Source organism: Flagellimonas crocea (assembly GCF_033441595.1).
Lineage (GTDB): Bacteria > Bacteroidota > Bacteroidia > Flavobacteriales > Flavobacteriaceae > Flagellimonas > Flagellimonas crocea.
Genome location: NZ_JAUZVX010000001.1, coordinates 149220 through 175095 on the forward strand (window position 1 = coordinate 149220; position 25876 = coordinate 175095).

Annotated in this window: 30 protein-coding genes; 14 read left to right on the forward strand and 16 right to left on the reverse strand. The window is 42.1% G+C overall.

The genetic code is table 11. From position 1 onward, the window contains the following. Positions 1-106 precede the first annotated feature (106 nt). From SD449_RS00625 to SD449_RS00690, 14 genes are all read left to right on the forward strand, one after another. Positions 107-1306 carry a di-heme oxidoredictase family protein gene (locus SD449_RS00625; protein WP_083158133.1) on the forward strand — a complete coding sequence of 400 codons (1200 nt, stop codon included), beginning with the start codon at positions 107-109 and terminating at the stop codon, positions 1304-1306. Continuing rightward, positions 1307-1747, forward strand: a complete 441-nt coding sequence (locus tag SD449_RS00630; protein ID WP_067036929.1) for a QcrA and Rieske domain-containing protein — start codon at positions 1307-1309, stop codon at positions 1745-1747. It begins immediately after the preceding gene. After that, positions 1719-2951: a hypothetical protein gene (locus SD449_RS00635; protein ID WP_116183712.1), complete on the forward strand. Its 1233-nt coding sequence runs from the start codon at positions 1719-1721 to the stop codon at positions 2949-2951. Before SD449_RS00630 ends, SD449_RS00635 begins: the two co-directional genes overlap by 29 nt. Positions 2952-3097: 146 nt before the next feature. Then, on the forward strand, positions 3098-3469 hold the full coding sequence (locus tag SD449_RS00640) for an ArsR/SmtB family transcription factor (RefSeq protein WP_067036925.1): 372 nt from the start codon (positions 3098-3100) through the stop codon (positions 3467-3469). Position 3470: 1 nt separating this feature from the next. Next, positions 3471-4094, forward strand: a complete 624-nt coding sequence (gene merTP / locus SD449_RS00645; protein WP_067036923.1) for a mercuric transport protein MerTP — start codon at positions 3471-3473, stop codon at positions 4092-4094. Beyond that, positions 4095-5441: a dihydrolipoyl dehydrogenase family protein gene (locus tag SD449_RS00650; RefSeq protein WP_067036921.1), complete on the forward strand. Its 1347-nt coding sequence runs from the start codon at positions 4095-4097 to the stop codon at positions 5439-5441. 16 nt (positions 5442-5457) lie between these two features. Next, positions 5458-6081: a class I SAM-dependent methyltransferase gene (locus SD449_RS00655; RefSeq protein ID WP_067036919.1), complete on the forward strand. Its 624-nt coding sequence runs from the start codon at positions 5458-5460 to the stop codon at positions 6079-6081. A 1-nt stretch (position 6082) separates the two neighbouring features. Next, positions 6083-6298, forward strand: a complete 216-nt coding sequence (locus SD449_RS00660) for a GDCCVxC domain-containing (seleno)protein (RefSeq protein WP_083158132.1) — start codon at positions 6083-6085, stop codon at positions 6296-6298. A 66-nt stretch (positions 6299-6364) separates the two neighbouring features. Next, entirely contained in the window at positions 6365-6727 is a 363-nt protein-coding gene (locus SD449_RS00665; protein ID WP_067036917.1) for a metal-sensitive transcriptional regulator, read from the forward strand. A gap of 154 nt (positions 6728-6881) precedes the next feature. Next, positions 6882-7151: a thioredoxin family protein gene (locus SD449_RS00670; protein WP_116183711.1), complete on the forward strand. Its 270-nt coding sequence runs from the start codon at positions 6882-6884 to the stop codon at positions 7149-7151. Between the two features lie 17 nt (positions 7152-7168). Further along, a complete protein-coding gene (locus SD449_RS00675; protein WP_083157918.1) occupies positions 7169-8038 on the forward strand; it encodes a hypothetical protein in 870 nt (289 codons plus the stop codon). Positions 8039-8063: 25 nt separating this feature from the next. After that, positions 8064-8549, forward strand: coding sequence for a heavy-metal-associated domain-containing protein (locus SD449_RS00680; RefSeq protein ID WP_067028999.1), 486 nt, complete (start codon positions 8064-8066; stop codon positions 8547-8549). A gap of 5 nt (positions 8550-8554) precedes the next feature. Next, the gene (locus tag SD449_RS00685) at positions 8555-8896 is read left to right on the forward strand and encodes a mercuric transporter MerT family protein (protein WP_166247886.1); all 342 of its coding nucleotides are present in this window, start codon (positions 8555-8557) and stop codon (positions 8894-8896) included. After that, the gene (locus tag SD449_RS00690; protein ID WP_067028995.1) at positions 8886-9704 is read left to right on the forward strand and encodes an NHL repeat-containing protein; all 819 of its coding nucleotides are present in this window, start codon (positions 8886-8888) and stop codon (positions 9702-9704) included. Before SD449_RS00685 ends, SD449_RS00690 begins: the two co-directional genes overlap by 11 nt. Before the next feature lie 25 nt (positions 9705-9729). Here SD449_RS00690 and SD449_RS00695 read toward each other — a convergent pair whose 3' ends face one another. From SD449_RS00695 to SD449_RS00770, 16 genes are all read right to left on the reverse strand, one after another. Then, positions 9730-10236 (reverse strand): hypothetical protein, encoded by a 507-nt coding sequence (locus SD449_RS00695; protein ID WP_116183710.1) that lies wholly within the window; start codon positions 10234-10236, stop codon positions 9730-9732. A gap of 199 nt (positions 10237-10435) precedes the next feature. After that, on the reverse strand, positions 10436-10888 hold the full coding sequence (locus SD449_RS00700) for a pyridoxamine 5'-phosphate oxidase family protein (protein ID WP_067035861.1): 453 nt from the start codon (positions 10886-10888) through the stop codon (positions 10436-10438). A 174-nt stretch (positions 10889-11062) separates the two neighbouring features. After that, on the reverse strand, positions 11063-12256 hold the full coding sequence (locus SD449_RS00705) for a phospholipase D-like domain-containing protein (RefSeq protein ID WP_067035864.1): 1194 nt from the start codon (positions 12254-12256) through the stop codon (positions 11063-11065). 2 nt (positions 12257-12258) lie between these two features. After that, complete coding sequence (locus SD449_RS00710; protein ID WP_067035866.1) at positions 12259-13518, reverse strand: MFS transporter; 1260 nt, start codon at positions 13516-13518, stop codon at positions 12259-12261. Further along, complete coding sequence (locus tag SD449_RS00715; RefSeq protein ID WP_176712428.1) at positions 13518-15668, reverse strand: copper-translocating P-type ATPase; 2151 nt, start codon at positions 15666-15668, stop codon at positions 13518-13520. Before SD449_RS00715 ends, SD449_RS00710 begins: the two co-directional genes overlap by 1 nt. Before the next feature lie 17 nt (positions 15669-15685). Next, the gene (locus tag SD449_RS00720) at positions 15686-15979 is read right to left on the reverse strand and encodes a phosphoribosylpyrophosphate synthetase (RefSeq protein ID WP_067035869.1); all 294 of its coding nucleotides are present in this window, start codon (positions 15977-15979) and stop codon (positions 15686-15688) included. A gap of 3 nt (positions 15980-15982) precedes the next feature. Then, entirely contained in the window at positions 15983-16600 is a 618-nt protein-coding gene (locus SD449_RS00725) for a hypothetical protein (protein WP_237685876.1), read from the reverse strand. 32 nt (positions 16601-16632) lie between these two features. Then, the gene (locus tag SD449_RS00730; RefSeq protein WP_067035874.1) at positions 16633-17526 is read right to left on the reverse strand and encodes a ribose-phosphate pyrophosphokinase; all 894 of its coding nucleotides are present in this window, start codon (positions 17524-17526) and stop codon (positions 16633-16635) included. Positions 17527-17537: 11 nt separating this feature from the next. Further along, complete coding sequence (locus tag SD449_RS00735) at positions 17538-19040, reverse strand: thymidine phosphorylase family protein (RefSeq protein WP_067035877.1); 1503 nt, start codon at positions 19038-19040, stop codon at positions 17538-17540. 69 nt (positions 19041-19109) lie between these two features. Beyond that, on the reverse strand, positions 19110-20501 hold the full coding sequence (locus SD449_RS00740; RefSeq protein WP_067035879.1) for an MBL fold metallo-hydrolase RNA specificity domain-containing protein: 1392 nt from the start codon (positions 20499-20501) through the stop codon (positions 19110-19112). A 13-nt stretch (positions 20502-20514) separates the two neighbouring features. Next, on the reverse strand, positions 20515-20769 hold the full coding sequence (locus SD449_RS00745) for a hypothetical protein (RefSeq protein ID WP_067035882.1): 255 nt from the start codon (positions 20767-20769) through the stop codon (positions 20515-20517). Between the two features lie 36 nt (positions 20770-20805). Further along, positions 20806-21648, reverse strand: coding sequence for an ATP cone domain-containing protein (locus tag SD449_RS00750; protein ID WP_067035885.1), 843 nt, complete (start codon positions 21646-21648; stop codon positions 20806-20808). A gap of 3 nt (positions 21649-21651) precedes the next feature. After that, on the reverse strand, positions 21652-22482 hold the full coding sequence (locus tag SD449_RS00755; protein WP_067035888.1) for a universal stress protein: 831 nt from the start codon (positions 22480-22482) through the stop codon (positions 21652-21654). 58 nt (positions 22483-22540) lie between these two features. After that, the gene (locus SD449_RS00760; protein ID WP_067035891.1) at positions 22541-23536 is read right to left on the reverse strand and encodes a 2-hydroxyacid dehydrogenase; all 996 of its coding nucleotides are present in this window, start codon (positions 23534-23536) and stop codon (positions 22541-22543) included. 13 nt (positions 23537-23549) lie between these two features. Continuing rightward, complete coding sequence (locus tag SD449_RS00765) at positions 23550-24521, reverse strand: ATP-dependent 6-phosphofructokinase (RefSeq protein ID WP_067035894.1); 972 nt, start codon at positions 24519-24521, stop codon at positions 23550-23552. Continuing rightward, complete coding sequence (locus SD449_RS00770; protein ID WP_067035898.1) at positions 24518-25867, reverse strand: dicarboxylate/amino acid:cation symporter; 1350 nt, start codon at positions 25865-25867, stop codon at positions 24518-24520. The genes SD449_RS00765 and SD449_RS00770 overlap by 4 nt, the downstream gene beginning before the upstream one ends. Positions 25868-25876 lie beyond the last annotated feature (9 nt).

Sequence of the window (25876 nt, forward strand, 5' to 3'; positions counted from 1 at the left end):
CAACAACCCTTTTAAGATGTAAACACTTCTTTCTTGATAAATTACTATAAATAAATTTAGACTAAACTAAAAATATATTTATATTTACAAAAATATAAATATAGCAATGCCTAAAATTATTCAATTTTACATTGGTCTGTCCTTAATCGCTCTACTTGGCTGTGAAAATTTCGGCCCCGAAGAACCTATGGAGTTTGAGTTATTGGATGGGCCGTTGGATGGATTGTCCGTTAGTGAGCAACAGCGTTTTTTAGCCGGGGATATTGCCTTTAACGATGATGTTTTTACCGTTGAAAAAGGCCTTGGTCCCTTGTTTGTTGGCACCAGCTGTGCAAGTTGCCATTCAGGGGATGGAAAAGGTCACCCATTTAATCAACTTATTAGGTTTGGTAACAATGATTTGACCATACCCTCGATGTTATCCTTTGGTGATGGCAGGAACCAGATTCAAAATAAAGCCATACCGGGTTTTGAACCGGAGACCGTGCCGGAAGGCTTCCCATTTTCCATTTTGGTCGCTCCGGCGGTGACGGGATTGGGTTTGTTGGATGCTGTCTCTGATGCGGATATTTTGGCTCACGCAGACCCTTCTGATGAAAATCAGGACGGCATTAGTGGAAGGCCTCACTACAATATTCCTCCTGAATTCACCAAGATTCGGAATAATAGTGTTCCCCAGGGAAACAATTATATCTTCAGGTTTGGAAAGAAAGCGGGTAGTTATGATTTGTTGCACCAAAGCGTCAGCGCATATAACCAGGACATAGGAATTACATCCCTTTATGACCCTATAGACCCGTTCAGTGGACTTGAAGAGGATCCTGAAATAAGCACCCAGACCTTGAACGATGTCGTTTTCTACCTTAAAACCTTAAAAGCACCAATTCCCAGAAATCAAACAGACCCCGATGTAATTGCTGGGAAAGAACTCTTTGAATCTGTACAATGTGCTGTCTGTCACACACCCACGTTGACCACAGGATTTTCCCCAATTGAATCGTTATCCCTTAAGGAATTTCATCCCTACACGGATTTGTTGTTACATGACATGGGGCCTGAATTGGATGATGGATTCACCGAAGGAAATGTCGGGACTTCTGAATGGAGAACCCCACCGCTGTGGGGAATCGGTTTATCGGCCAATTCCCAAGGCGGGCAAATGTTCCTGTTACATGATGGAAGGGCTTCGAGCATTGAAGAGGCAATTGAATTGCACGGCGGTGAGGCCGATAATTCAAAAGCCCGGTATTTGTCCCTGACCCCAAAAGAAAAATCACAACTGATAAAATTCATTAATTCCCTATAGGTGCATAGAAAAGATTTTATTAAACAATTTGGATATCTGATTGCAGTCCTGCCAGCTTCTTCCGCTTTGCTCAGTAGTTGCGCAGGCCTGTATTATGCTTCCTTTGTTGAAGAAGGGAGAGTGCTACGAATTTCAAAGGGTGAGTTTCAACAGGTGAAAGGGGGAAAGCAGATTGAACGTGATTTCGTAGTCATCCAGAGCGATTCCATGCGATATCCGATCGGAATATTCAAAACACAAAACAGTAATTATCTGGCCAGTTTGATGCAATGTACCCATAGGGGCTGTGAACTCAACATTGGCGGCGGCATATTCAACTGTCCATGTCATGGCAGTGAGTTCGACCGTTCAGGCAGGGTTTTAGAAGGGCCGGCCGAAGAAAACCTAGAATCATTTGAAATAACCACCGATTATGAGAATATCTATGTGCATGTCCGGTAAAATATATGTGGCCTTTGTCTTAATGAACGTCTGCGTTTTAACCCTTAGCTCGCAAACCATCGATAGGGACAGTATTCGGGAATCCATGAATATGGATGCGGTTTATGACCGTCCGTTTTTGACTTTCGATAAATTTCCAGTCAATCTTGGTGGTTATCTTGAGGCGAACTCAATCTACAGTATTGAGGACGGATTGTCGGAGGGGCTTTCTTTTCAGGCCCGAAGATTGACCCTTTTCGTTTCGGCGTCCATTTCAAAGCGCATTAAGTTCTTGACCGAACTGGAATTTGAAAACGGGACAGAGGAAATTGCCATTGAATTCGCCTCAATGGACATTGCCTTGCACCCCTTGTTGAACCTTAGGGGAGGCATCGTACTGAATCCAATAGGATCCTTTAATCAAAATCACGACGGACCAAAATGGGAGTTTGTCGAGCGGCCAGATGTCAGCACCAATTTGTTGCCCGCCACTTTCTCCAATGCCGGATTTGGTATATATGGAAAGGCATATAAGGGAGCTTGGACCTTGGGCTATGAAGCATACCTCACCAATGGCTTTGATACAAGCATTATAGATAATGAGGAAGAAAGGACATTTTTGGCCGCAGTCAAGGAGAATTCCTCGCGTTTCGAGGAGAATTTTAGCGGCAATGCGCTCCTCAATGGAAAGTTCGCCATCAAGCACAGAAAATTAGGAGAATTGGGCATTTCCTATATGGGCGGGGCATACAACAGGAAAGAAGTTGATGGGCTTCAGGTTGATACAAAATCAAGAAGGGTAGATGTTCTTGCCCTGGATTTAAATACTGCCATTAAAAAAACGGGGACAAGGTTTATCGGTGAGATGGCCTACATATGGGTCGATGTTCCGGACACTTTTACGCAGCAATTTGGTGATCGGCAAGTTGGTTTTTTTGTGGACATTGTTCAACCGATACTAAGTACCGCAGTATTGGACTGGGAAGATGCCATACTCAATCTATCGCTCAGAACGGATTATGTGGATTACAACATTGGCAGGTTTGCCCAGACCAATACGAATATTGGGGATGATTTATTCGCAATTACACCTGCAATAAGCTTTAGGCCCGCACCACAGACCGTTCTAAGGATTAACTACAGATACCAGTGGCAACATGATATTCTCAACAATCCATCCTCAAGAACCGCTACATGGTATTTTGGATTCAGCACCTATTTTTAATAAAATATTCTACAAAGCTGCTTTGATTTCATACCGGGTAGAATGTACTTAAGTAAGGTGTGATTTTAAAAGAGCATCGATGGATAGTATTATTTAAGTATTTGCTTAAATAATTATATTAATATATCTTTGTCAAAAACAGTACTATGGCACTTGAATTAAGTTGTACACGCGCCGAGGCCGACCAAAAGCAACTAATGCGTTGTCGCGAAACCTTAGGAACAAACTCAGAGGCAATTTCCGAAATCAGCAAAATACTCGCGCTGGCCGGTAACGAAACACGGTTAAAGATATTATTCCTGTTATATGAGGAAGGTGAGCTTTGTCCCTGTGATTTTGCCGATATACTTGAAATGAGCGTGCCCGCAATTTCACAGCACATACGTAAAATGAAGGATGTGGGACTGATTGTTTCGAGACGTGAAGGGCAAACCCTGTATTATTCATTGGTCCAGAATCATAACGAAATATTGGAAAATGTGTTTATTAAAATTCAGAAAAATAAAAAGGTAGCATAAAATGGAAACAGGAAAAACCTCGAACAAGGTAGCCTACGCAGGAATATTGACGGCCATGGCGGCATCAATATGTTGTATAACCCCGGTTTTGGCTTTGATTGCAGGAACCAGTGGAATCGCATCCACGTTTTCTTGGGTGGAACCATTTCGGCCTTATCTTATCAGCAGCACTATACTCGTATTGGTCTTTGCCTGGTACCAGAAACTACGACCAAAAACACAGGAGGAAATTGACTGTACCTGTGAGGATGATACAAAACCCTCCTTTTGGCAATCCAAAAGCTTTCTTTTAATAGTTACGGTTTTCGCGGGATTGATGCTGGCGTTTCCATATTACTCCAATATGTTTTATGCACAGCCGAGTAAGGACATTGTCTATGTCTCGCAATCCAATATTGTAAAGCACACGTTTAATGTTGAGGGAATGACCTGCGCAGGGTGTGAAGCCCACGTAGAGAGCGAGGTCAACAAATTGGATGGCATATTATCCGTCAAGGCCAGTTACGAAGGTGCGAATACCCTAGTGGAATATGATAAGACCAAAACCGATTTGGCCGCAATCCAAAAAGCGATAAACAGCACAGGTTATAAAGTAATCGATGGTGAAAACAAAGAAAACGAGTAGATGAAAAAGTACGATGTTTTTGTTATCGGTTCCGGGATGGCAGGGATGACCATTGCCAATAAATGTGCTTCCAAAGGCCTTAAGGTAGGCATTACTGACGAACTGCCCTACGGTGGAACCTGCGCGCTAAGAGGTTGCGACCCCAAAAAGGTAATCATCGGTGCGACAGAAGTAAGGGATTTTGCAATACGCTTAAAGGATAAGGGTATCGATACGGTTCCCAATGTCAATTGGCGGGATATTATGGCCTTCAAACAATCCTTTGTGGATGCAATGCCGCCCAAAATAGAAAAAGGATACAGGCATAATGATATAGACACCTATCATTCTTCGGCAAAATTTCTGTCCAAAAATACCCTACAGTTGGGAACAGATACTATCGAAGCCGACAAGATTGTGATTGCAACGGGCGCAAAACCAAGGGTACTGGATTTTGAAGGTGGGTACTTGGCACTTTCGAGTACCGATTTCCTCAATTTAAAGGAGCTACCCAAATCCCTGCTCTTTATTGGCGGAGGTTACATCGCCTTTGAATTTGCACATATCGCCGCCCGTTGTGGTGCCGATGTAACTATTGTACATAGGGGCAAACGACCTTTGGAAAACTTTGAACAGGATATTGTAGTACACTTGATAAATGCCACGAAGGAATTGGGAATAAAACTGGTTCTAGCGACCGAGGTTTCTAAAATCGAAAAGAGAGATAACCACTATACAGTTAAAGGAACTACCGACGGTAAAGAAATGACATTTAGAACGGAAACCGTTTTCAATTCGGCCGGTCGCCCGCCTGCAATTTTTGATTTGGAGCTGGACAAGTCCGGAATATCCTTTTCAAAAGAAGGGGTTGCCGTCAACGAATATCTTCAAAGCGCATCGAACCCAAATGTTTATGCGGCCGGAGATGCGGCAGATTCAAAAGGACTGCCCCTGACACCTGTTGCCGTTATGGAAGGACATATTGTAGCTTCGAATATCATCAAGGGGAACACGAAAAAAGTGAGCTATCCACCTATGCCCTCCGTAGTTTTCACTTTGCCAACATTAGCAGCCGTAGGTCTGACCGAGGCAGAGGCCAAATCACAAAAAATCGAATATCAGGTCAATTATAACGAGGTGGGCAATTGGTTCAACGCAGAGCGGTTGAATGTTAAGGAATATGCCTTTAAGACTATTGTCGATAAAGAAGATCATACGATACTGGGAGCACATTTAATTGGTCCCAACGCCGAGGAAACCATCAATTTGTTCGCAATAGCGATAAAGACCAAGATGAGGATCAACGATTTAAGGACTATGATTTTTTCTTATCCAACATTATCCTCGGATATTCCCTATATGCTTTAACAAAATATCAAAATTTATGAAAAGTGATGAATACACTAAAAAGCACTGGGAAGAGGTTTATACCGGAAAAAGTGATGAAGAAGTAAGTTGGTTTGAAGGGAAACCCTCGACTTCATTGGATATTATAGCTTCCCTTGACTTACCCAAAGATAGTTCAATTATTGATATTGGCGGGGGGAACTCAAACCTTATCAGTCATTTGTTGAAAAATGGCTATAACAACCTGTCCATTCTTGATATTTCAGAAAATGCACTTCAGCGTACCAAATCAAAATTAGGCAAGTCAGCCACAAAGGTGCAGTGGATAAATTCGGACATATTGAATTTTGAACCGACCCAAGACTTTGAGTTATGGCACGACCGGGCTACTTTTCATTTCTTCACACGGGAAGAAGATATCTTAAAGTATATTGACATACTAGGTCGTTCCCTTAAGACGGGAGCGTATTTTATACTGGCAACTTTTTCGACCACCGGCCCAAAAAGATGTAGTGGATTGGAGATTGCCCAATATTCTCCTGAAAAACTAAAGGAATTGTTTAAAGTAGATTTCACCCTATTGGAATCCTTTGAAAAAATTCATAAAACCCCTTTTAAAACAGAGCAAAATTTTATTTATAACCTGTTTCAGAAAAAATAATATGGACTACGAGAGAATCCTTTTAAATTCAACCATTACCTGTCCCGAATGTGGACATACGAAAGAGGAGGAAATGCCAACAACGGCCTGTCAGTTTTTCTATGAATGCGAAAACTGCAATCAAATATTAAGACCAAAGGAAGGCGATTGCTGTGTCTTTTGCTCTTATGGGACGGTAGTCTGCCCACCAATACAAGAAGGCTCTGGTTGTTGTTGAATAATTTCGGGATAAATTTGTAGAGCACCCCCAGTACAATTATATATTGCCAAAATTTTAAAATCGATGATACCACGAGATTTAAGCAAGGACATAAAAAAGAGGTTGCAAAGTATCAATGGGCAAATTGGTGGCCTCATTAAAATGCTCGATGAAGATACAGACCCAGAGAAGATTTTAATACAGTTCAAGGCAGCACAGAAAGGATTGGATAAAGCTCATTTTCTGTTACTGGACGAAGTTTATCGAAAAGCTTTGGCCATAAAAATATCTGAAACTGTCGAAGCCTGCCCTGGAAACTGTGGCAATGAAGGCCGTATCGAATTTATAAGAAAACAGTTTCCAGATTTGGAATTGGACAGCCTAACGGAAAAGATGAGGGAGATAGATGCACTAAAGGCCAAGCTCGAAAACCACAAAAATGCTTGACCCCCGCAATCACAACCGATTTGATGGCCTGCACGACGCGGGCCATTTTTTTGAAATTTTATTTGGAGACCACCCTACCCACCAATCTACCTTTGATTCGTTGTTTGAATTCAATGACGCGTAAAGAAATTTTAAATAGTTAAAAAACAGAAATATGAAACGTCAAGTAGAAGTTTTTACGGCCAATTGTCCGGTCTGTGACCCAGTGGTCAAAATGATAAAGGAAATGGCCTGCGATAAATGTGAGGTAACCACATATGATTTGGTCAAGCAATGTGAAGACAAGACCTGTCTTGATAAGATGGATGAATATGGCATAAAGAAAGTTCCCGCTGTGGTAGTGAACGGTGAGCTCTTGGAATGCTGTAAGGATTCGGCTATCACCGAAGTGAAATTGGTAGAAGCGGGAATCGGACAATCCTAATTATAATGTGTTTGAGTATGATTAACAAAGTATTCCCTAAAATATCATTGAACATTCCCTATCTCAAATTGATATTGTTATTGGCCATATCAGGATCGGCGATGGCCCAAGGCCACGGCCCACTCTATGGGCTTCAGACACCGACCCTTGCCAAAGGTGGGGTCGATTTGAACGTGGCGGGAATGAGCCTAAGTACGGAGACCGAAACGTCCTATATGCTCCGCTATCTGTTTTCCTATGGCATTACGGAAGACCTGCAGATAAACCTGACCACCCCCACGATGATAGAAAGGTTGGGTGATGCACCGAGGACACGGGGCAACAGCAATATGCCCGCCAACGGGGATATTGAGGCTTCCCTTTGGTACCGGTTTTTCTCGAACGCCTTTGGGGTTGGAAAACGCTTTGAGTCCACCGCCATCGTGGGCGTTTCTGCGCCGACGGATGATGTCAGGGGACAGGCCAATGTGGGCAACTCGGTACACGCGGCCATTTCAACGGGCTATGCCTCGCGCACTTGGTATGGATGGATCGGTGGCGGATACCAATATTATTTTGAGAAAGGTGGCGAACAATTGGGCGACCTGCCCTACGCCAGTGCGGTAGTGGGGTATCGCCCCAATATATTTATGGGCGATTACCCAAAGCCCGATTGGCGCATTTTCATAGAATCATTGGCCGAATTCCCTGGCGACAATAAATTTGAGGGGCAAATGGACTTTACAGATTCGCGCAGTACAAAAATACTGGTCGGGCCCTCTTTTCTTGGACTATATGGCGCTTGGGGAATATCGTTCGGTGCGATGTTTCCGGTCGTACAGGACTTGACACTTGGGGCAGTGAAAGAAAGGTATCGATTGGCCATAAACTTAAGCTATTGGTTATAAAGCAAGAATTTTAAAAATGTATAAAATGAGAAATATATTTAGAATTATGATGATAGGTCTATTCGGAATTGGCACAGCATCGGGGCAAATTACCAAAGTTGACCAAGAAGTTTATGGAATGGATTGCGCCCCTTGCGCCTATGGCCTAGAGCGGGGACTGAAAAAGATGGATGGGCTTCAGGAAGTGCGTGTCAGCCTCAATGACGGAAAGGCATATATGGGATTGGCTGCCGAGAACGGACTTAAATTACGTAGCATTCAGGAAGAGGTAAAAAAGAACGGTTTTTCGGCAAAAAAAGCTGAAGTGACCCTAATTGGAAACGCAACGAAAGAAGATGGCCAATGGTACATTGAGACCGCTAATGAACGATTTTCGGTATCGCAGGATACGCCTACGGCGTTGTTACAAAAATTAACCGTTGGAACAGCAAGCATAAGCGGAACGGTGCAGGATGAGGAAGATGATAACCTCTCTGGCCAATGGTCCATCGTACTAACCAAAATCGAATAGATTTTATGAAGACTATTTCCAAAATGGTATTGGGAAGCAGCTTGGTTGCCGCCCTTCTTCCCTTGATGTGCTGTTTTTTGCCTGCTCTGCTATCGGTCGGCGCGGGATTGGGTTTCTTGGGCGGAAGTTTTGAATGGGTACATCCTGCCCAACCCTTTCTGACCACATTTTCGGTCGGAGCCCTTGGGTTTGCCCATTTTAAGAATTTTAAAAGTTCAAAAAAATGTAGTGGAGGGGAATCCTGCCAAAACGACAAAAGTAAACGTACCATCAATACTTGGTTTATGTGGACATTTACCTTGCTGATTCTTGCTCTTATGATTTTAAACTACTGGTATGAACTTTAGAAAGTTATTCATTTTTTCGGTTTTTGCTTTGGTTCTTCTCACATCCGGTTGTGAAAGAACGAAAGAACAATGGCAGTTCGAACGGAAAATTATACTTCCCAAAGAAGCCCGCCCCTTGGCTTTGGCCAAGGACGAGGAGGCCATTTGGTTTTCAGATCCGGATTATTTCCGCTTGTATAAAATCGACCTGAATGGAAAGGTGTTGGATTCCATCACGAGGATACAACGGCCGATGAACATCCATATGGATAAGGAAACACTTTACATACCCGAATTCTTGACCGACACCATCTGGCAATATAAAAAAGGTAAAACCAGTCCGTTGAAAATCAACAAACGGCCACAGGCCCCGGCGGGTGTTTCTGTATATGGGGATACCATTCTGGTAGCCGATTTCTATAACCATCGTATCATCGTTCAGACACCAAATTATAGCTATACTATTGGAAAGCAAGGCCATAATGAGGGCCAATTGTATTATCCAATAGATGTAAAACTAAAGGATGGTAAGGTATTCGTGGCCGATGCGTACAACCATCGGGTTCAGGTCTTTGATTTTGAAGGCAATCATATTGTTACGATCGGCCAAAATGAAAAAATAAACGTGGCCTCTGGCATTACTTTGAGCACTAATGAATTAGCTATCACCGACCAAGAAAATAACCGGATATTAATTTTTGATTATCAAGGAAAGTTGCTGCAAATATTAAAGGAAGGCATTTTCTATCCAACAGATATTCACTTTGACAAGGGAAGGCTTTTCATCGCCAATTTCAAGGACAATTCTATATCCCTTTATGGCAGGTAATATCAATTGGATATTTTTATAAAAGCTATCTTATGCGTTCATACTCCGTAAATTCGAACGTAGTCTCGCCATTTTCGTTTTTATCCGATTCACTTCTGACAAGTAATTGTTGGGCATTTAATTGAATTACAATATGGTATTCACTTGTATTAGAATTAACATGGCTCAGTTTTCCTGATTCTTCGAGAGACCAAGTGCCAATTTCAGTGAAAGTTTTTGATATCTGGCTATGACAGGCAATTGCCCCGATTCCCCAGAAATAGCGGTTATCTTCTTGCTCGTTACCCTTAACATATCTGAGAATATCATCTTTTCGGCAATTTTCGAATTGGGCAAACAAATCTTCCAAGGGCTCCAATATGCCCAATGAATCATTTGGTTGCCCTCTAAATTCTGCAATCCTTTTCCAATCTCCTGCTAAATTATTTTCGGTAAACAAAAGGTTGACTTGTTGTGAACTTTGGTCGTCTTTTTTGCAAGACCACATAACCAACAAGGAAAGTGACACTATGTAAATTGTTTGTTTTGGCATTACTTGATTGATATAAAGTTACATCTTATCCTAACATTTAGTACATCTATTTTACAGAACTATAGTTAGATAGGTTCCAAGTTGTTTTAAATGGCCATTCACTATATAATTTCAAAATACAAATAAGATTCTCGCATTGGAATTTAGACCTATTGGGTTGTCAAGGCCAAAAAAGTCTATCCAATTAGCGATGTTGCCTTTACGTTTCCCGTCGTTTTCCTGAAATCTCAAGTATTTTGACCTGATAGACAATCGGATTTCCCCTTTCGTATAATTTGCTCGAAAATTCATTGATAAACTCAACCTCTCTCCGTTCTTTTCTACGGATAATGCTCTTCACGCCTTCGGTAAAAAGGTGTAACTTTTGTTTGGCAATATTGCCCTCAAGTTCTTCGAATGTGCCGTGCACCATGGCCGATTCCCAATTGAACATCGATTGTATTTCTTCTACCTGTACGGTAACCGAGTTGTTATTTCGCATCGCATTGATTTTATGGCCATCCGAGGTATAGCTAATGATCGTATTGTCGGCAGGATCAAAATAATAGGTGATGGGAATCAAATAAGGCTTCCCTTGCCATAGATAGGCCAAGTGGCCGAGGTAATTGTTTCTGAGGACGCGCTCAATCGCACTAGTTGTTAAATCTGTCATTGCTATTGTTTTTGAATATTACTGATTGCTTATGTGTTTTTCAAAGTGTAGTTTCCACTTGTATTCCATCATCGATTATATATTTCCTTTTTTAAGTTGTTGTGCCTCATGATTTATCGCCTTGTCCGTACAGACAGATAAAGAGGCGAAACCATTTAACCACTTGCCAACATATTATAACCTATAATTTTTCAAAAACCTTAAATGCGGAAGAAAGGTTAGAAAAAGCATGGCTGTGCGTACCATTTGGTAAGAAATCCAATTACCCAACTTATTGAATATACCGGCTCTTTGTCTTAGACTCCCCTTTGTAATTTCGCTACACTGGCTTATAACCATTTCAAAGTCGGCCCGAAGAATTTTGGCAAAATTGACCGAGTGAACTTCTACGTTCATTTCAATACTGCCATAACAACTAAGACTGTTCAAGTTAAATGAGCCTATGGTAGACCATTTATTATCTACTACCGCAGCTTTACCGTGTACCACGGATTTGTTCCACTCATAGATTCTCATATGGTGGTCTAGAAAAGAGGAGTACAAATGTTCGGTAGCCCTACGTACCAAAGGCACATCGCTAATGCCCGCTAAGATCACCGTTGTTTTTATTCCTCTTTTACAGGCCTTTTTCAATGCCTTTGCTATTCTGCTTCCAGGCAAAAAATACGAGCCTATGATAACTATTTCCTTTTCGGCATGAATGAAGGCGTTCGTGTAGGCATCACAGACTTCCGTTTTTTGCTGTAGCCAGTCGTTCTGTAAAATTCCCACGAGTGCCCTACCTGCCGAATGTAACACGGGTGGTATTTTTTTTGAGCTTCCTTTTTTGAAAAAATAGTCGCTACACAGTTTTTGAAGATTTTCAGCTGCCGGGCAATTCAACTGAACGGCATAGTCCAACCAAGGTTCCGAACCTGTGGTTCCGTGGTATTTATTGGCAATATTGATTCCGCCTATCAACGCTATTTTTTCATCGGCGACCGCAATTTTATGATGCATCCGCCTGCCGATATAAAAATTGTTCAAGGAGAATAAAGGCGAAAAAAAACGAAGTAAAATACCATGCTGTACCAAATCCTGGGCAAAACTATCGGGTAATGCAGCGCTACCATAGGCATCCAATAAGACATATACCTTTACTTTTCGTTGAGCGGCTTTCTTTAAACAGGAGGCTATACGGTTTCCCGTGTCATCGTTTTCAAAAATGTAGGTCTGTAAATGGATTTCTTTTTCTGCCCTATCGATTAACATTTCCAGCCTTAAAAAATAGTCTTCTCCCGAACGGACCAATTCAACATATTTCGAATTGTCAACAGCATTTTGAAGTGCTGTTTTACTACGTTTTCTAAGTGCATATCGATGGTCCATCGCTACCCTTTTTTATGCTGGTCGGCCAATAATGGCCTGTCAATCCCTTTATTTGGTCGATTCAAAAAATAAACCAGTCCCATAGCACCCAAAATGGTTGTACCGGCAATAATAAAAGGATAATAAAACCCTCCCGCTATTAGCCAAGTCCCCAATACCGGACCCAAAATTTGACCGATACTATTCGTGGAACTTTGAATGGATATATTCCTTCCCGTGTTTTCCTTGGAAATCAAAGAAACTGCCGAAAGCAGGTTTGGTGTTACCATGGCTCCCCCTGCTGCGAAAATTATTATAGTAACATAAATGTATAGTTCACCGCTCACAAAAGGGAAGACAACTAGCGAAACACCGGAAATCAATAACCCCAATGTTATTTGCTGTTTCGAGGTCAGCATTTTTTCTCCATAGGTCGCAAATACAGGCTGTAAAACTGCCATAACGGAACCACAAAGCATAAAACCAATACCCACCTGATTGGTTGTAAAGGCCAACTCATCCTTCCCATAAATTGAAAACACGGTCTCAAACAAGGTAACCACGAACTGCATCACAAAGGACAAGAGCAACAAAATGATAAAATAGTTACTCAGGGAAAAACTGAATTTGACTGCCTCAGAAGCAATACGATTTTTTATTTCGGTATTCTTCAGCCATTTTATGATTATCAGCAATACCACAAAGCCCAAAAGAGCTGCCAAAATAAAGGGAACCGAAAAACGGTCTAAGTGGAACACTCCAAAAGAGTATGTATAGTGTAGGTTCGTTTGCGACAGAAATCCCCCCAGAACAGGGCCAAATATCACACCGGAACTGATAGCGACCCCAGACCAGGCCATTATTTTGGTCCTTCGCTTTTCTGAAGTGATATCACTTAAATAAGCATTACTGACAGGAATAACCGCAGACGTAAAGATGCCCCCTATGATACGGGCTATATATAGCATCGACAGGGAAGTGGCAAGACCCGTTAGCAAGTTCATCACGACAAAACCTACAAGCCCCAATAGTATTATAGGTTTACGGCCGTATTTATCGGAAAGCTTGCCCCAGACGATAACGAACAAGAGCTGGAACAATGGATAAATACTGGTTAACATTCCGATATGGAAGTTGATAAGGTCCGTATCCAGATTGTCTTTTAGAGCCAGTCTTTCCGTGTAATAGGGCAGGGTAGGCAATAAAATACCGTACCCGAGCATTACCACAAATAAACTTAACAGCACTAAAAATATCCTGTTAAGTTTGTCCTTTCTATTCATTACTTTTTCCCAATTTTTCTTTTCAACAATTGGGCGTTAATGGCTACAATAATGGTGCTCAAACTCATAAACACGGCACCAACTGCGGGACCCAGTACAAAGCCTGATGAGTACAAAACACCTGCTGCCAATGGGATGGCGACCACGTTATAGCCGGTGGCCCATATCAAGTTCTGGATCATCTTGTTGTAGGTGGCCTTGCCGAACAAAATCAAATTGGCAATATCCTGTGGGTTACTGTTTACTAGAATAATGTCGGCAGTCTCCGCAGCGACATCGGTGCCGGAGCCCACAGCTATTCCAACGTTGGCTTGTGCCAATGCAGGTGCGTCATTGACCCCATCGCCCGTCATGGCCACAAACTCTCCTTTGCTTTCCAACTCTTTTACGATTTCCACTTTTTGATGGGGTAGTACCTCGGCATAATAGCCATCCAACCCTAATTTATCGCTAACAGCCTTGGCGGTTTTTTCATTGTCCCCGGTGGCCATCAAGACTTTGATGTTGTTCTTTTTGAAAATTTTGATGGCTTCAGCGGATTCCGGTCTAATCTCATCCGCTAAGGCAATATAACCGACCAATTTTCCATCGATTAGAACAAAAACCACCGTTTCAGCGGCATCGCTATAGGCATCTTCAGGAATTGCAATTTTTTCATCCCTTAAATAACCCGGACTTACTACTTTCACTTGCTTACCTTCCACATTGGCCTCTACACCTTTACCAGTAATGGCATTAAAGTTTTTTGGTTTCGGGATTGTAATATTATCTTCTTTGACCTTTTTTATGATTCCAACTGCAATAGGATGTTCCGAGCTCTGTTCCAAGGCACTTGAAAGCCTTAAGATTTCTTCTGTTGAATATTCTTGTTTAACCGATTCAACTCTTGTGACACCAAAATCACCTTTGGTCAATGTTCCGGTTTTATCAAACAACAAAGCTGATATTTTTCGGGATTCTTCAAAAGCCGTTCGATTTCTTATCAGTAAGCCATTTTGGGCGGATACTGCGGTAGATATAGCGACAACTAACGGAATGGCAAGTCCTAATGCGTGTGGGCAAGCGATAACCATAACCGTTACCATTCTCTCCAAGGCATATACAAAAGGGAAGCCTAAAATCAACCAAACTGCCAATGTGCCAAAACCAATTGCCAGGGCTATGTATGTCAACCATTTTGCCGCCCTATCGGAAAGGTTCTGCATTTTAGATTTGGTCTTTTGCGCTTCCTCAACCATTGTGATTACTTTGTTGAGATAACTGTCCTTTCCGGTATGTTCTACCTTAACCTTTAAGGTGCTATTGCCGTTTACTGAGCCTCCAATTACTTTGTCGTTCTCATCTTTTTTCACTGGCTTGGATTCCCCTGTAAGCATTGATTCATTTAAGTAACTCGAACCATCTACTATAATCCCATCAGCAGGAACTTTTTCACCTGGCTTTACTAAAATCACATCGTCTTTTAACAAATCTTCCAAGGGAATATCTTCTATAGTATCACCCTTTACCCTGTGGGCTTCGGCGGGCATCATACTTACTAATAGCTGTAAGGCTTTTGATGCACCTAGCACACTTTTCATTTCTATCCAATGGCCTAAAAGCATAATTGCGATCAGTGTTGAAAGTTCCCAGAAAAAATCTTCACCTCTTAGTCCGAATACTGTGGCAGTACTATAAAAGTAGGCAACGCTTATGGCCATGGAAATTAGGGTCATCATTCCAGGTGCACCCTTTTTGACCTCTGACCAAAAACCTTTTAAGAAAGGCCAACCTCCATAGAAATAGACGATGGTAGATAGTGCAAATAGGATATATGGGTTTCCTGGTAAGAGAAATTCATATCCGAAAAACTCCTGTATCATTGGCGAGAAGAACAATATGGGAATGGTTAGCACGAGCGTTACCCAAAACCGTTTTCGAAAATCGGCAATCATCATTTTGTGATGGTCGTGACCCATTTGACCGTGACCTGGATTATGACCTGAATGGTCGCCAGAACCGTGATCCATTTTACTATGATCCATCTTGCTATGGTCGTCCGATTTTGGGTCTTCCATTTTCGAGTGATCCATTTTTGAATGGTCATCTTTGTCGTGATTCATTTTAGAATGGTCCATTTTTTTGTTCTTTTGCTCTTCGTGATTGTCCATAGTATTCTATTTAAGGGTTATCGTAATTTTTTTCGCATTGCTTCCGAGATATTTTCAGCATAGACCCCATAGGCATCTACCAAAAGCCCCTTTATACCATCTTTTGATGAAATGGCATAAAGAACACTGTTATCGTCCGTACTGCTCATACCTTCAAAACGATGGGTTTCATCCACATCAAATTCTTCGGGATGGATTTCCAATTCCAATGAAGCACATTTTATACAGTCGGGGGCCAAATTGAAATCATAGGTATATCCCCTGATCTGTAAGTCATTAATTGCTTCTGATAGGGTGTCATAGTTTCTCATAATTTATTGTTTGTATGTCATCGTAAAATAGCTGCCGTCTTTCTCGGTAAATTTCTGGAATGATAACAAGTTCTCACTTGTAAGTTTTTCACTTGCAACATAGTCCAATTGTTTAATTCGTATACCAATGGCATAGGCCTTAATATTGATTTTGGATTTGATTGTTTTCCCATTTCCGTTAGATTCCAACACGCGGTCATAAATTTTAATCTTACTGTTGGAACCAAAGAAGTTCAACAATCCCGAATCAAAGCTCATTTCGAGTTCAACATTCTCTAAGTTCCCAAGGTCATAGAGTTCCTTGAAATTTTTGGACACTGTATTGATTTCGGTTTCCTTGGATTTTGGCTTTGAAAAAGGGAAGGCCATTACTATAATACTGGATTCATCCGGTTTGCATCGGTAAGTGGTGGTATATTTATCGGTCGGGGTGCCTTTTTCATCAAAAAGCTCGGTTGTGACAACAATTTCATAGTAACCATTGGCTTCTTTTAGCTTTCCGGCTTTAAAAGTTTGCTTGTTCAGAAAGTCTCCATTTTTATCAAAATTTTCCCGTACCACCAATCTATCGGACAATTGTCCAATCAACATTTTATCTTGTGGGTATGCGGAAAAAATCATAAAAACGTATACTATTAAGTGCAATCCTATTTTCATATGTGGTGCATCAACTCTTTTACTTCCTTGGCGATCACATCGCTCAAATCAATTTTATTTGACTGGTGTGGAATCGTGTTGCAGGTAATGATGTCCTCCACATAAGCGTCCCACAAATCTTGATAGGCATTTCCTGAAAATACGGCATGAATGCCAATGCATATTGCAGGTTTCATTCCCGCACTTTTCAAATGCTCCGTAGTTTCTATCATGGTCCGGGCCGTAGAAATGATGTCGTCTACTAAAACTGGCGTCGCTTCCTTATATTTATCTACATCGGGAACGGAAACTTCAACATCACGGTCGCCATGGCGGACCTTTTGTAACACCGTGAAGGGTACTCCCGCTTTTTTTGCCACATCGGAAACCCATTGCTCACTTTCGGAATCGGGCCCGATAAGTACCGGATTATGAATGTTCTCCTTGATGTATTTGGAGATTTCGTCCGCTGCATGAATGACCCTGTTCGGAATGTTGTATACCTCGCCCAACGAATGTATTCTATGTAGATGCGGGTCAATGGTCGTGATGCTATCTGCAAAACCAGAAATCAATTTTCCGAAAAACCCAGAAGTAACCCCTTCGCCCTTATGAAAAACCTTGTCTTGCCGCATATAGGCCAAATAGGGAGCCACCAAGCATGTGCACATCGCGCCCAAAGATTTTGCGGTGTGGCTTAAAAAATACAATGGCAATAGTTTTTCATCGGGTTCGTGCAAGGTGCAGACCATGATTACACATTTGTCTTTTACATCGGAAAGGATACGCGTGTAGGATTCCCCATCCGGAAATTTGCGTATGGTACATTCCCCGATTTCCGCTTTCATTTTCTCTGCCAATAATTCCGTGAGTTCTTGGTTTCCCAGAAGACTGAATAATATAGTTTTCATTTGTCCTTTTTTTATTCTATTGTTATAATATCGTCATGGTTCTCATAATATTCCAAGGCATAATTCAACTCACCTTGCGATTCTGCAAAGAGCGTATACAGCAACTGGCCTTTTTCTATTTCATCGTTCAAATGAACGTTCAGTAAAATACCGGCAGATTTTGATTGGGGCGCACCTGAAAGTTTGGCGAGTTTTGCAATCTTTCTATTGTCAATACGCCGTAAAACACCTGTTTTTTTGGCTTTTATTTCGAATTTATAAGGTTTTAGGAGAGGTTGTTTAAAATTACCTTGGGCTTTACAGATAGCGAGAAATTTGTTATATGCCTTACCTGATTCCAATAGCCCTCTGGCGGTTTGCTTTCCTTTTCCCGATTCGATTTCGCCAGAAAGCTCTAACAGCTCGCCCGCCAACAGAACTGCCCTTTCTCTTAGGTCTTTCGGTGCATCAACTTCATTCTTGAGTACACTAAGGATGTCCATTGCTTCAAGGGCTGGACCAATACCTCTGCCGACAGGCTGTGTGCCATCTGTAATAACTACTCTTGTAGTAAGGCCAACAGCTTTGCCCACGACTTCGAGATGTTCCTTAAGCTTCATGGCAGCGTCATTGGTACGAACCTTGGCCGTTTCGCCGACAGGAATATCAATGACCACATGGGTAGAACCTGCTGCCGCTTTTTTGGAAAGAACCGATGCAATCAACTGCCCTTCGCTATCAATATCCAAGGCTTTTTCAATTTTGATGAGCATATCATCTGCCGGACTTAATTGGGCGGTACCCCCCCAAACAAAACATCCGCCTTCTTTTTCAACAACTGCTTTGATTTCTTCCAAAGAAAGGGTAACATTGGTCAATACCTCCATGGTATCGGCTGTTCCTGCCGGGGAAGTAATGGCTCTCGATGATGTTTTGGGCATGGTAAGCCCGTAGGCTGCAACAATGGCTACAACGATGGGTGTTGTTCGGTTTCCTGGCAAGCCACCGATACAATGTTTATCGACTACGATTTTTTTGTTCCAATCCAATTGTTTTCCAGAAGCTATCATGGCTTGTGTGAGATTCGAGATTTCATTGACATCCAATCTATTTCCGGCACAGGCCGTAATAAAAGCCGAAAGATGAATGTTGGAGTAATCTCCTTCAACAATATCTGTAATGATTTCTTCGAAGGCCGTATAAGCTAGTTTTTGATTGTAGATTTTGGCCCTTACATGGCTTAACGAATCTATAGGTTCCAAGTGCGACACCCTTAGTGTTTCATTTCCGGACACTTTTAATTTTTTCGCCGCCGCTTCCGATAAGCCTATCTCTCCGGCTAGCAGCACATCCGACGTTATTACATTAAGACTGGCAACGATGGAAGTATTGAAATTGGATACCCGGATTCTGGTTAATGCTTCAAAACCTTCGGAAACACAGACATGGCAATCTTCCCGCATATAAACCACATGTTCGTTCTGTGTATAAATGCCCAAGTGTTTATATTTTAAAGTACTCGATTTTTCTTCCATAACCTTTTCGTTATTTTATTTTTAATAGTGTTGGTGATGCCACCAATAGTATTCCTATAATCTAGTCCATTAACTGTTTTGAAAAGTTTCTACGGATTCAATGCTATATAATTTGGGAATTTCAGAATCCCAATCATAAGTTTCCTTAATGCCTTTTTGCAATGCCTCCGCACCTTCCTTCTCTCCGTGAACAATAAATATCCTTTCCGGTTTCTGTTCGACCTTGCTTAGCCAATCCAATAGTTCGGCATGGTCGGCATGCGCCGAAAGCCCTTCTATTTCTGCCACCTCCATTTGAAAGGATACTGTTTTTCCGTACACTCTCAATTCCCTGTCGCCGTCCAACAATTTCCGTCCCCGAGTACCTTCTGCTTGATACCCAACAAAAAGCAAGGTGTTTTTTGGTTTTTGCGCCTGGGTTTCCAAGTAATTAAGCATTCTACCTCCCGTGAGCATTCCGCTTCCAGCGATGACGATTTTAGGTGTATCATCGCTTCTCAATTCCATTGTTTCCCGATAACTGCTTACGACCGTAAAGTGCGAACATATTTCGTCACACTCAGCATCTTCCAACCTATGCCAGTCTCTAGTTCGATGGAACAGTTCCAGTACGTTGGCCCCCATCGGGCTGTCCATAATCATCTGTACTTTGGGAATTTTATTTTGTTTTAACAACCTCCAAAATATCAGCATCATCAATTGGGCACGCTCTACGGAAAAACTTGGTATGAAAAGGCTTCCGCCCCTTTCAATGGTTTTGTTGACCAATTTTTCAATTTCGGGAAGTGCCTCCGCCTCTTCGGGATGAAACCTGCCGCCATAGGTCGATTCTATAAAAAGAACATCCGCCTTTTTTGGTTTTAGCGGTGGATATAGCAATAAATCGTTGGTTCTGCCGATATCCCCTGAAAAAACAAAACGTTTTCCGAGAACATCCAATTCAATGTAGGTAGCACCTAGGATATGGCCGTTGTACTGAAATCTAGCCTTTATGTTTTTCATTAAGGGCAGCCATTGGCCGGGGGGTACTCCCTTAAAAAAGGGAACGGTTTTTTCAACATCCTTTAAGTCATAAAGTGGTTCGGCGGGGCTGTGTTTGGAATAACCTTCCTTATTGGCCCGTTCGGCTTCCTGTTCTTGAATCTTGGCACTATCGTTCAATATGATTTTGGCAATGTCCAGGGTGGGGTACGTTCCATAAATGGGCCCCTTAAAACCCTGTTTGACCAATCTGGGCAGATAGCCTGTATGGTCCATGTGCCCATGCGTAAGCAAGACCGCATCAATTTCCGAGACTTCAACGGGTGGATACTCCCAGTTTTTTAGACGTAGTTCTTTTAGCCCTTGAAAAAGACCACAATCAATCAAGATTTTGCGTTCGCCGGTATCCAAGAGATATTTTGAACCGGTAACGGTTCCAGCAGCTCCTAAAAAGTGAATGTTTATTTTGTTGTTTTTCATTTATAGTACCCGTTTAGTGTCCCCCACAGCAGGAAGGTGTGTTCCCTTTATCTTGGTCCGGTTGGCATAACTCCGCTATTTCTTTGTAGAGATCATGAAAATCCTCTTTGATGAGAAGGGCTAGTTTCTTGGTGGATTTGGGTTCGGAGTTTACCATCTCCAGTAATGTTTCGAAGGCCTCTTCAAGTAAGCTTGGATCATCTTCCATTGCTTGGTAAAATGGCTCTAGGTCTATACTGTTCTGTTTTTGTAATGTTTCTGTTCTCATCTGTTTTCTTTTTAGGATTGATCAATGTTTATTGGTTTAATGTGCTGTGCATAATTCTTCTGAATCTTCGAGAATTTTTTTTTGTCGTTGCTTGGCGATACCTATTTGCCCCAAAAATGATGGGTTTTCGCTAATGTCCTTGCAGAGCACAATGCCCTTATCCAATAATTTGGATTTCTCGGCCTTTGTCAATGTTGTTAAAGAGGTTAAGGGATGTAGGCCGGATCTGTCTATGCGTTCTTTCAGACCGTTCCCTTTCGGATAATCCCAACTTGTAAGCATCAGCCCAACACAGGTACCATATTGTATGGCATCGGTGGTAAAGCGGGTATTGGTATAAACACCCCCTTGATGAAACTTGGTTTTATGGCCTTGCTGTTTTTCCCATTGTTTTTCCACATCCAAAAATCTTGAATGGATATAGAGCGGGATTTTCACATTGCAAAACCGGCCCTGATCACTATGGTATTTACATTCAATCATATAATGCTTGTTGTCTTTTTCAGCTATCACATCCACTTCATGCTGTACACAATTGCCTTGAACGATTACCCCGACTTTTGTATCAAAACCTTCTTGACTCAATAGGGCCCCAACAAATTTTTCAAAGGGATAACCCGAAGGCCCGAGTTCCATAAGGGCTTTTTTTAGTTTATACCGCGAAGCGCTCACACGGGCCTTGCTCTTTAGCATCCTAAAGGCACTTCGGTATATTTCTTTGGTGGTCATGCCATGGGATACCCTGTCCCTAATTTCATTGGCAATTTCTTGAACAAGCGTTTCGTCAGCCTTTGAACGGCGCAATGATTTGATGAGCTTTTTGATATCGAATTCCTCAAGTTCACCGGAATATTTTCTTATCTGTACCTGCTGGGTCATTCTCTATATTTTAATGGTCATCACTGGTAGCGAAGAATGGTTGGCGACCCCTTCTGTAATGCTTTTTGAGAACAAACTTAAAAATCCTGTATTCCCATGTGTACACATGGCGATCAGGTCCGCTTTGTTGTGTTTCAAATATGTATTGATGCCCGTTTCAACTTGGTTTTCGTTATACACGTTCATGGAGAAATTCTTGAGTTCTGGAAAACCCTCCAAAAACTTTCGTATGGGATCTAGGCCAAGGGCGATACTATTATGGTCCGATGCCGTGTTGATGCGTAATAGATGAATTTTCGCATTACATTTTTCTGCGATGGAGAGTACTGCCCTAAAAGCACTGCCCACATCTTCCATAAAATCTGAAACGAAAACGATATCCTTGAAAGGAAACCTTACATCATCTTCTTTTACCACAACGACCGGCACATCGGATTTTCTTACCAAACGCTCTACGTTGCTACCAAGAAGTTCACGAACTATGCCTTTGGTGCCACTGCTTCCTGTAACGATGAAATCATGGTCATAATGACCCGAATGTTTCAGAATGTTGTCTTGATCTACATGAAATTGTAAAAAGGTTTGGCATTTTAGATGTTCTTTTTCGGCCTTTTTTTCCAGTTCACGTAACGAGGCTTTCGCTTTTCCAATTTTTTTGAGGGTTTCTGGATACCGTTTTTCCTTTTGCTTATCCAATTTGACCCAATCGACAGGAGTCTTTAACAAATGGAAAAAATGAATTTCCGCATTATAAAGTTTGGCCATTTCAATGCCCAAATCGGCGGCTTTGTTGCAGTTTTCTGAGAAATCCGTGGGTACGAGTATATTTTTCATAGTGCTATTGTTTTTAGGTTTATATAGATTTAAGTACTTCCTATGGAAGCTTGTCGTTTTATTTGCTGGCTACTTCGTTTCCCGAGTCGATTTGTTTTTCAAAACAATCCAGATTATGTATGGTGGTTTCGGCAATATTCGTCAGTGCCGTATCGGTCAAGAAGGCCTGATGGCTCGTTATCAGAACATTATTGAAGGTCATCAAACGAGCGATTACATCGTCCTGTAAAATCTCGTCAGAATGGTCTTCGAAAAACAGTCCTTCCTCTTCTTCATAGACATCCATACCAAAGAACCCGACCTTTCCGGTTTTTAGTCCATCGATGACCGCTTTGGTATCTACCAGACCGCCCCTGCTCGTATTGATGAGCATAACACCTTTTTTCATGACCCCAATTTGCTCGGCATCTATTAAATGTTTCGTGTCGGTAGCCAAAGGCACGTGAAGACTGATAATATCCGATTCGGCACATAATGTTCTACAATCGGTATAGCGGGCACCAAATTTTTCTACTAGGTCTTCATCCTTGTTGACATCATAGGCTAGAATTTTACAGCCAAACCCATGAAGGATTTTGACCAAGACTGCGCCAATCTTTCCGGTGCCCAATACCCCAACCGTTTTGCCGTTCAAGTCAAAACCAGTGAGTCCGTTTAAGGAAAAGTTTTGTTCACGCACTCTATTATTGGCCCTAATTAGTTTTCTGTTCAAAGCCAATATGAGTGCGACCGTGTGTTCTGCGATGGCGTAAGGCGAATATGCGGGAACACGAGCCACCTTGATGTTCATTTCATCCGCCTTTTCCATATCCACATGATTGTAGCCTGCCGAACGAAGAGCTATGTATTTGACTCCGAACGCACCTAATTTTTCCAGTACGTTGGCGGATGCATCATCCCCTGTAAATAGACTGATGGCCTCCGAGCCTTTTGCCAAGGGAACGGTATGCTCGGATAATCGTTCCTCTAGTAGCCTCAATTCATGTTTGCCGTCATTGGCGGATGTTAAATAGGATTCTTCAAACTTATGGGTGCTGAATACCGTTGTTTTCATTTGCGTTTTAATTTTATTTACCAAAAATCTTTACGAGTTCGTACAACTCGTCTTGTACCTGGTGTTGTTTTACCACTTGGTCAAAAGGCGTGAGGCTAAGTTCGTTGTTGAGAATACCGACCATAACGCTCTTTTTTTCTTGTAAAAGGGCCTTTACCGAAGCTGCCCCAAGTCTTATCCCCAACATACGATCGGCAGCGGAAGGGTTTCCACCGCGTTGCACATGCCCCAGTTTTGTGATACGGAGGTCTAGCTTCGGATTTAATTCTTTAATCTTTGATGCCGCTATTTCGGCACCAAGTTCATCGCCTTCGGCAACAACGGCTATGAAGGCTTCTTCGCTATCATAAACACTTGCCTTTTCGAGCAAACGGACAAAATCTTGTCCACTTTCCGGCACTAAAATGGCATCGGCACCTACGCCCAACCCAGAATGCATTGCTATATATCCGCAGTCCCTTCCCATTACCTCAATTAGAAATATTCGGTTATGTGATTCTGCTGTGTCCCTGATCTTATCAATGTTTTCGATTGCCGTATTCACTGCGGAATCAAAGCCCAAGGTGAAGTCGGTTCCGGCCATGTCATTGTCTATGGTACCTGGAATACCGATAAATGGTAGTTCGCAAATCTCCGAAAAGGCGAGCAGCCCTTTAAAAGTACCATCCCCGCCCACGGCGATAAGTGCATCGATGTTATTTTTCCGAAGGTTCTCCAGGGCCTGCTGTCTTCCCTCTTTAGTTAGGAATCTTGCGCTTCGTGCGGTCTTAAGAAAAGTACCGCCCCGATGCACTAATTTTTGAAGTTCCTGGGTATCCAATTCGACTAAATCCCCATCGATTAGGCCTTCATAACCTTTACGAAAACCACTTAATTTTATGCTGTTCACTTCGGCAGTTTTTGCAATGGCAAATAAAGCTGCATTCATGCCTGGGGAATCCCCTCCCGAGGTAAATACCCCAATATGTTTCATATTCGTGTTCATGATTTAGTGGTTTTAAGATTAGCGGTAATCAGATCGGGTATTTTTCCGTAAAACCGATTGAAAACCATACAAGCCGTTAAGTCTCCGGTAACATTCACTGCAGTTCGGAACATGCCGAGCAAGCGCTCCACCCCGATTATTATGATAATTCCCTCAGAAGGTATTCCGGCCCCCGATAGTACCGAAGCCAGTATGACAACGCCACCTCCAGGTATGGCCGGGGTTCCGATTGAGGCCGCAACTATCGTAACGACGACGACAATAATATTTAAAAGGTCCATTTCTAATCCGTAAGCCTGTGCTATGAATAAAGTGGTTATGGTCTGATAGAGGGCCGTCCCATCCATATTTACAGTAGCCCCGATCGGAATTATGAAATTACTGATAGAGCTATCTACTTTCAGTTCTTCCTCTGCTGTTTTCAGCGATAAGGGCATGACCGCGGCAGAACTTGTAGTCGAGAATGCTAAAAGTTGGACATCCGTAATCTTTCTCAAAAATTTAAGAGGATTAGTCCGGCCAAGTGTGCTTACCAATAAGAGGTAGATAACAATCAACATAAATAGGCCCAACAGTACAACGAGCACATAAAAACCCAATCCTGAAAGGGAGCTTAACCCGACACTGGATGTAAGCTGGGCCATCAATCCGAATACTGCCACCGGCACCAACAACATGGCCCATTTTACTACGGTCATACAGATTTCCTGTACGGCACTCAAAAGTAATTTTACTGGTTTGAGCAAATCATTGGGTAACGACAGAACGGCTACCCCTATTATAATGGTAAAAATGACAATGCTCAACATTTCGCCACTTACCATGGAGGCCAATGGGTTTTCGGGCAGTAGATCCGTTATGGCATTCGGAATATCATTTATTCCAAAGGATAGTTCCGAACTTTCGGCAGTATCGGCCAATGCATTTGCATGATCCATTTCCGCCTGTTGGTGCAGATACTTTCCAGGTCTGAACAGTGCGGCTAGCAACGTTCCTATGGTTACTGATATAATTGTTGTTGATATAAAATATAAGAGCACACCACCCCCCAACTTTTTTAGATTTTCCTTGTCGTTACTGGCTATGCCCGTAATGATGGAAGCCACAATCAAGGGAATCATTATCATCTGCACCAATTTAAGGAAGAGCATTCCCGGTAGGGCCAACCAATTTCCCAACATATCGGCAGTCGCCTTACTGACCCAACCGTTTTGAGGACTTAATAACAACCCGAAACCTACACCCAAAAACAAAGCGATAATCACTTTTAGCCATAGCCTGCTCTCTACCAGTCTCTGCAAGTAATGGTTGAGTGATTTTAAAGATTTTATTTCAGTTTCGAACATGGTATTTTA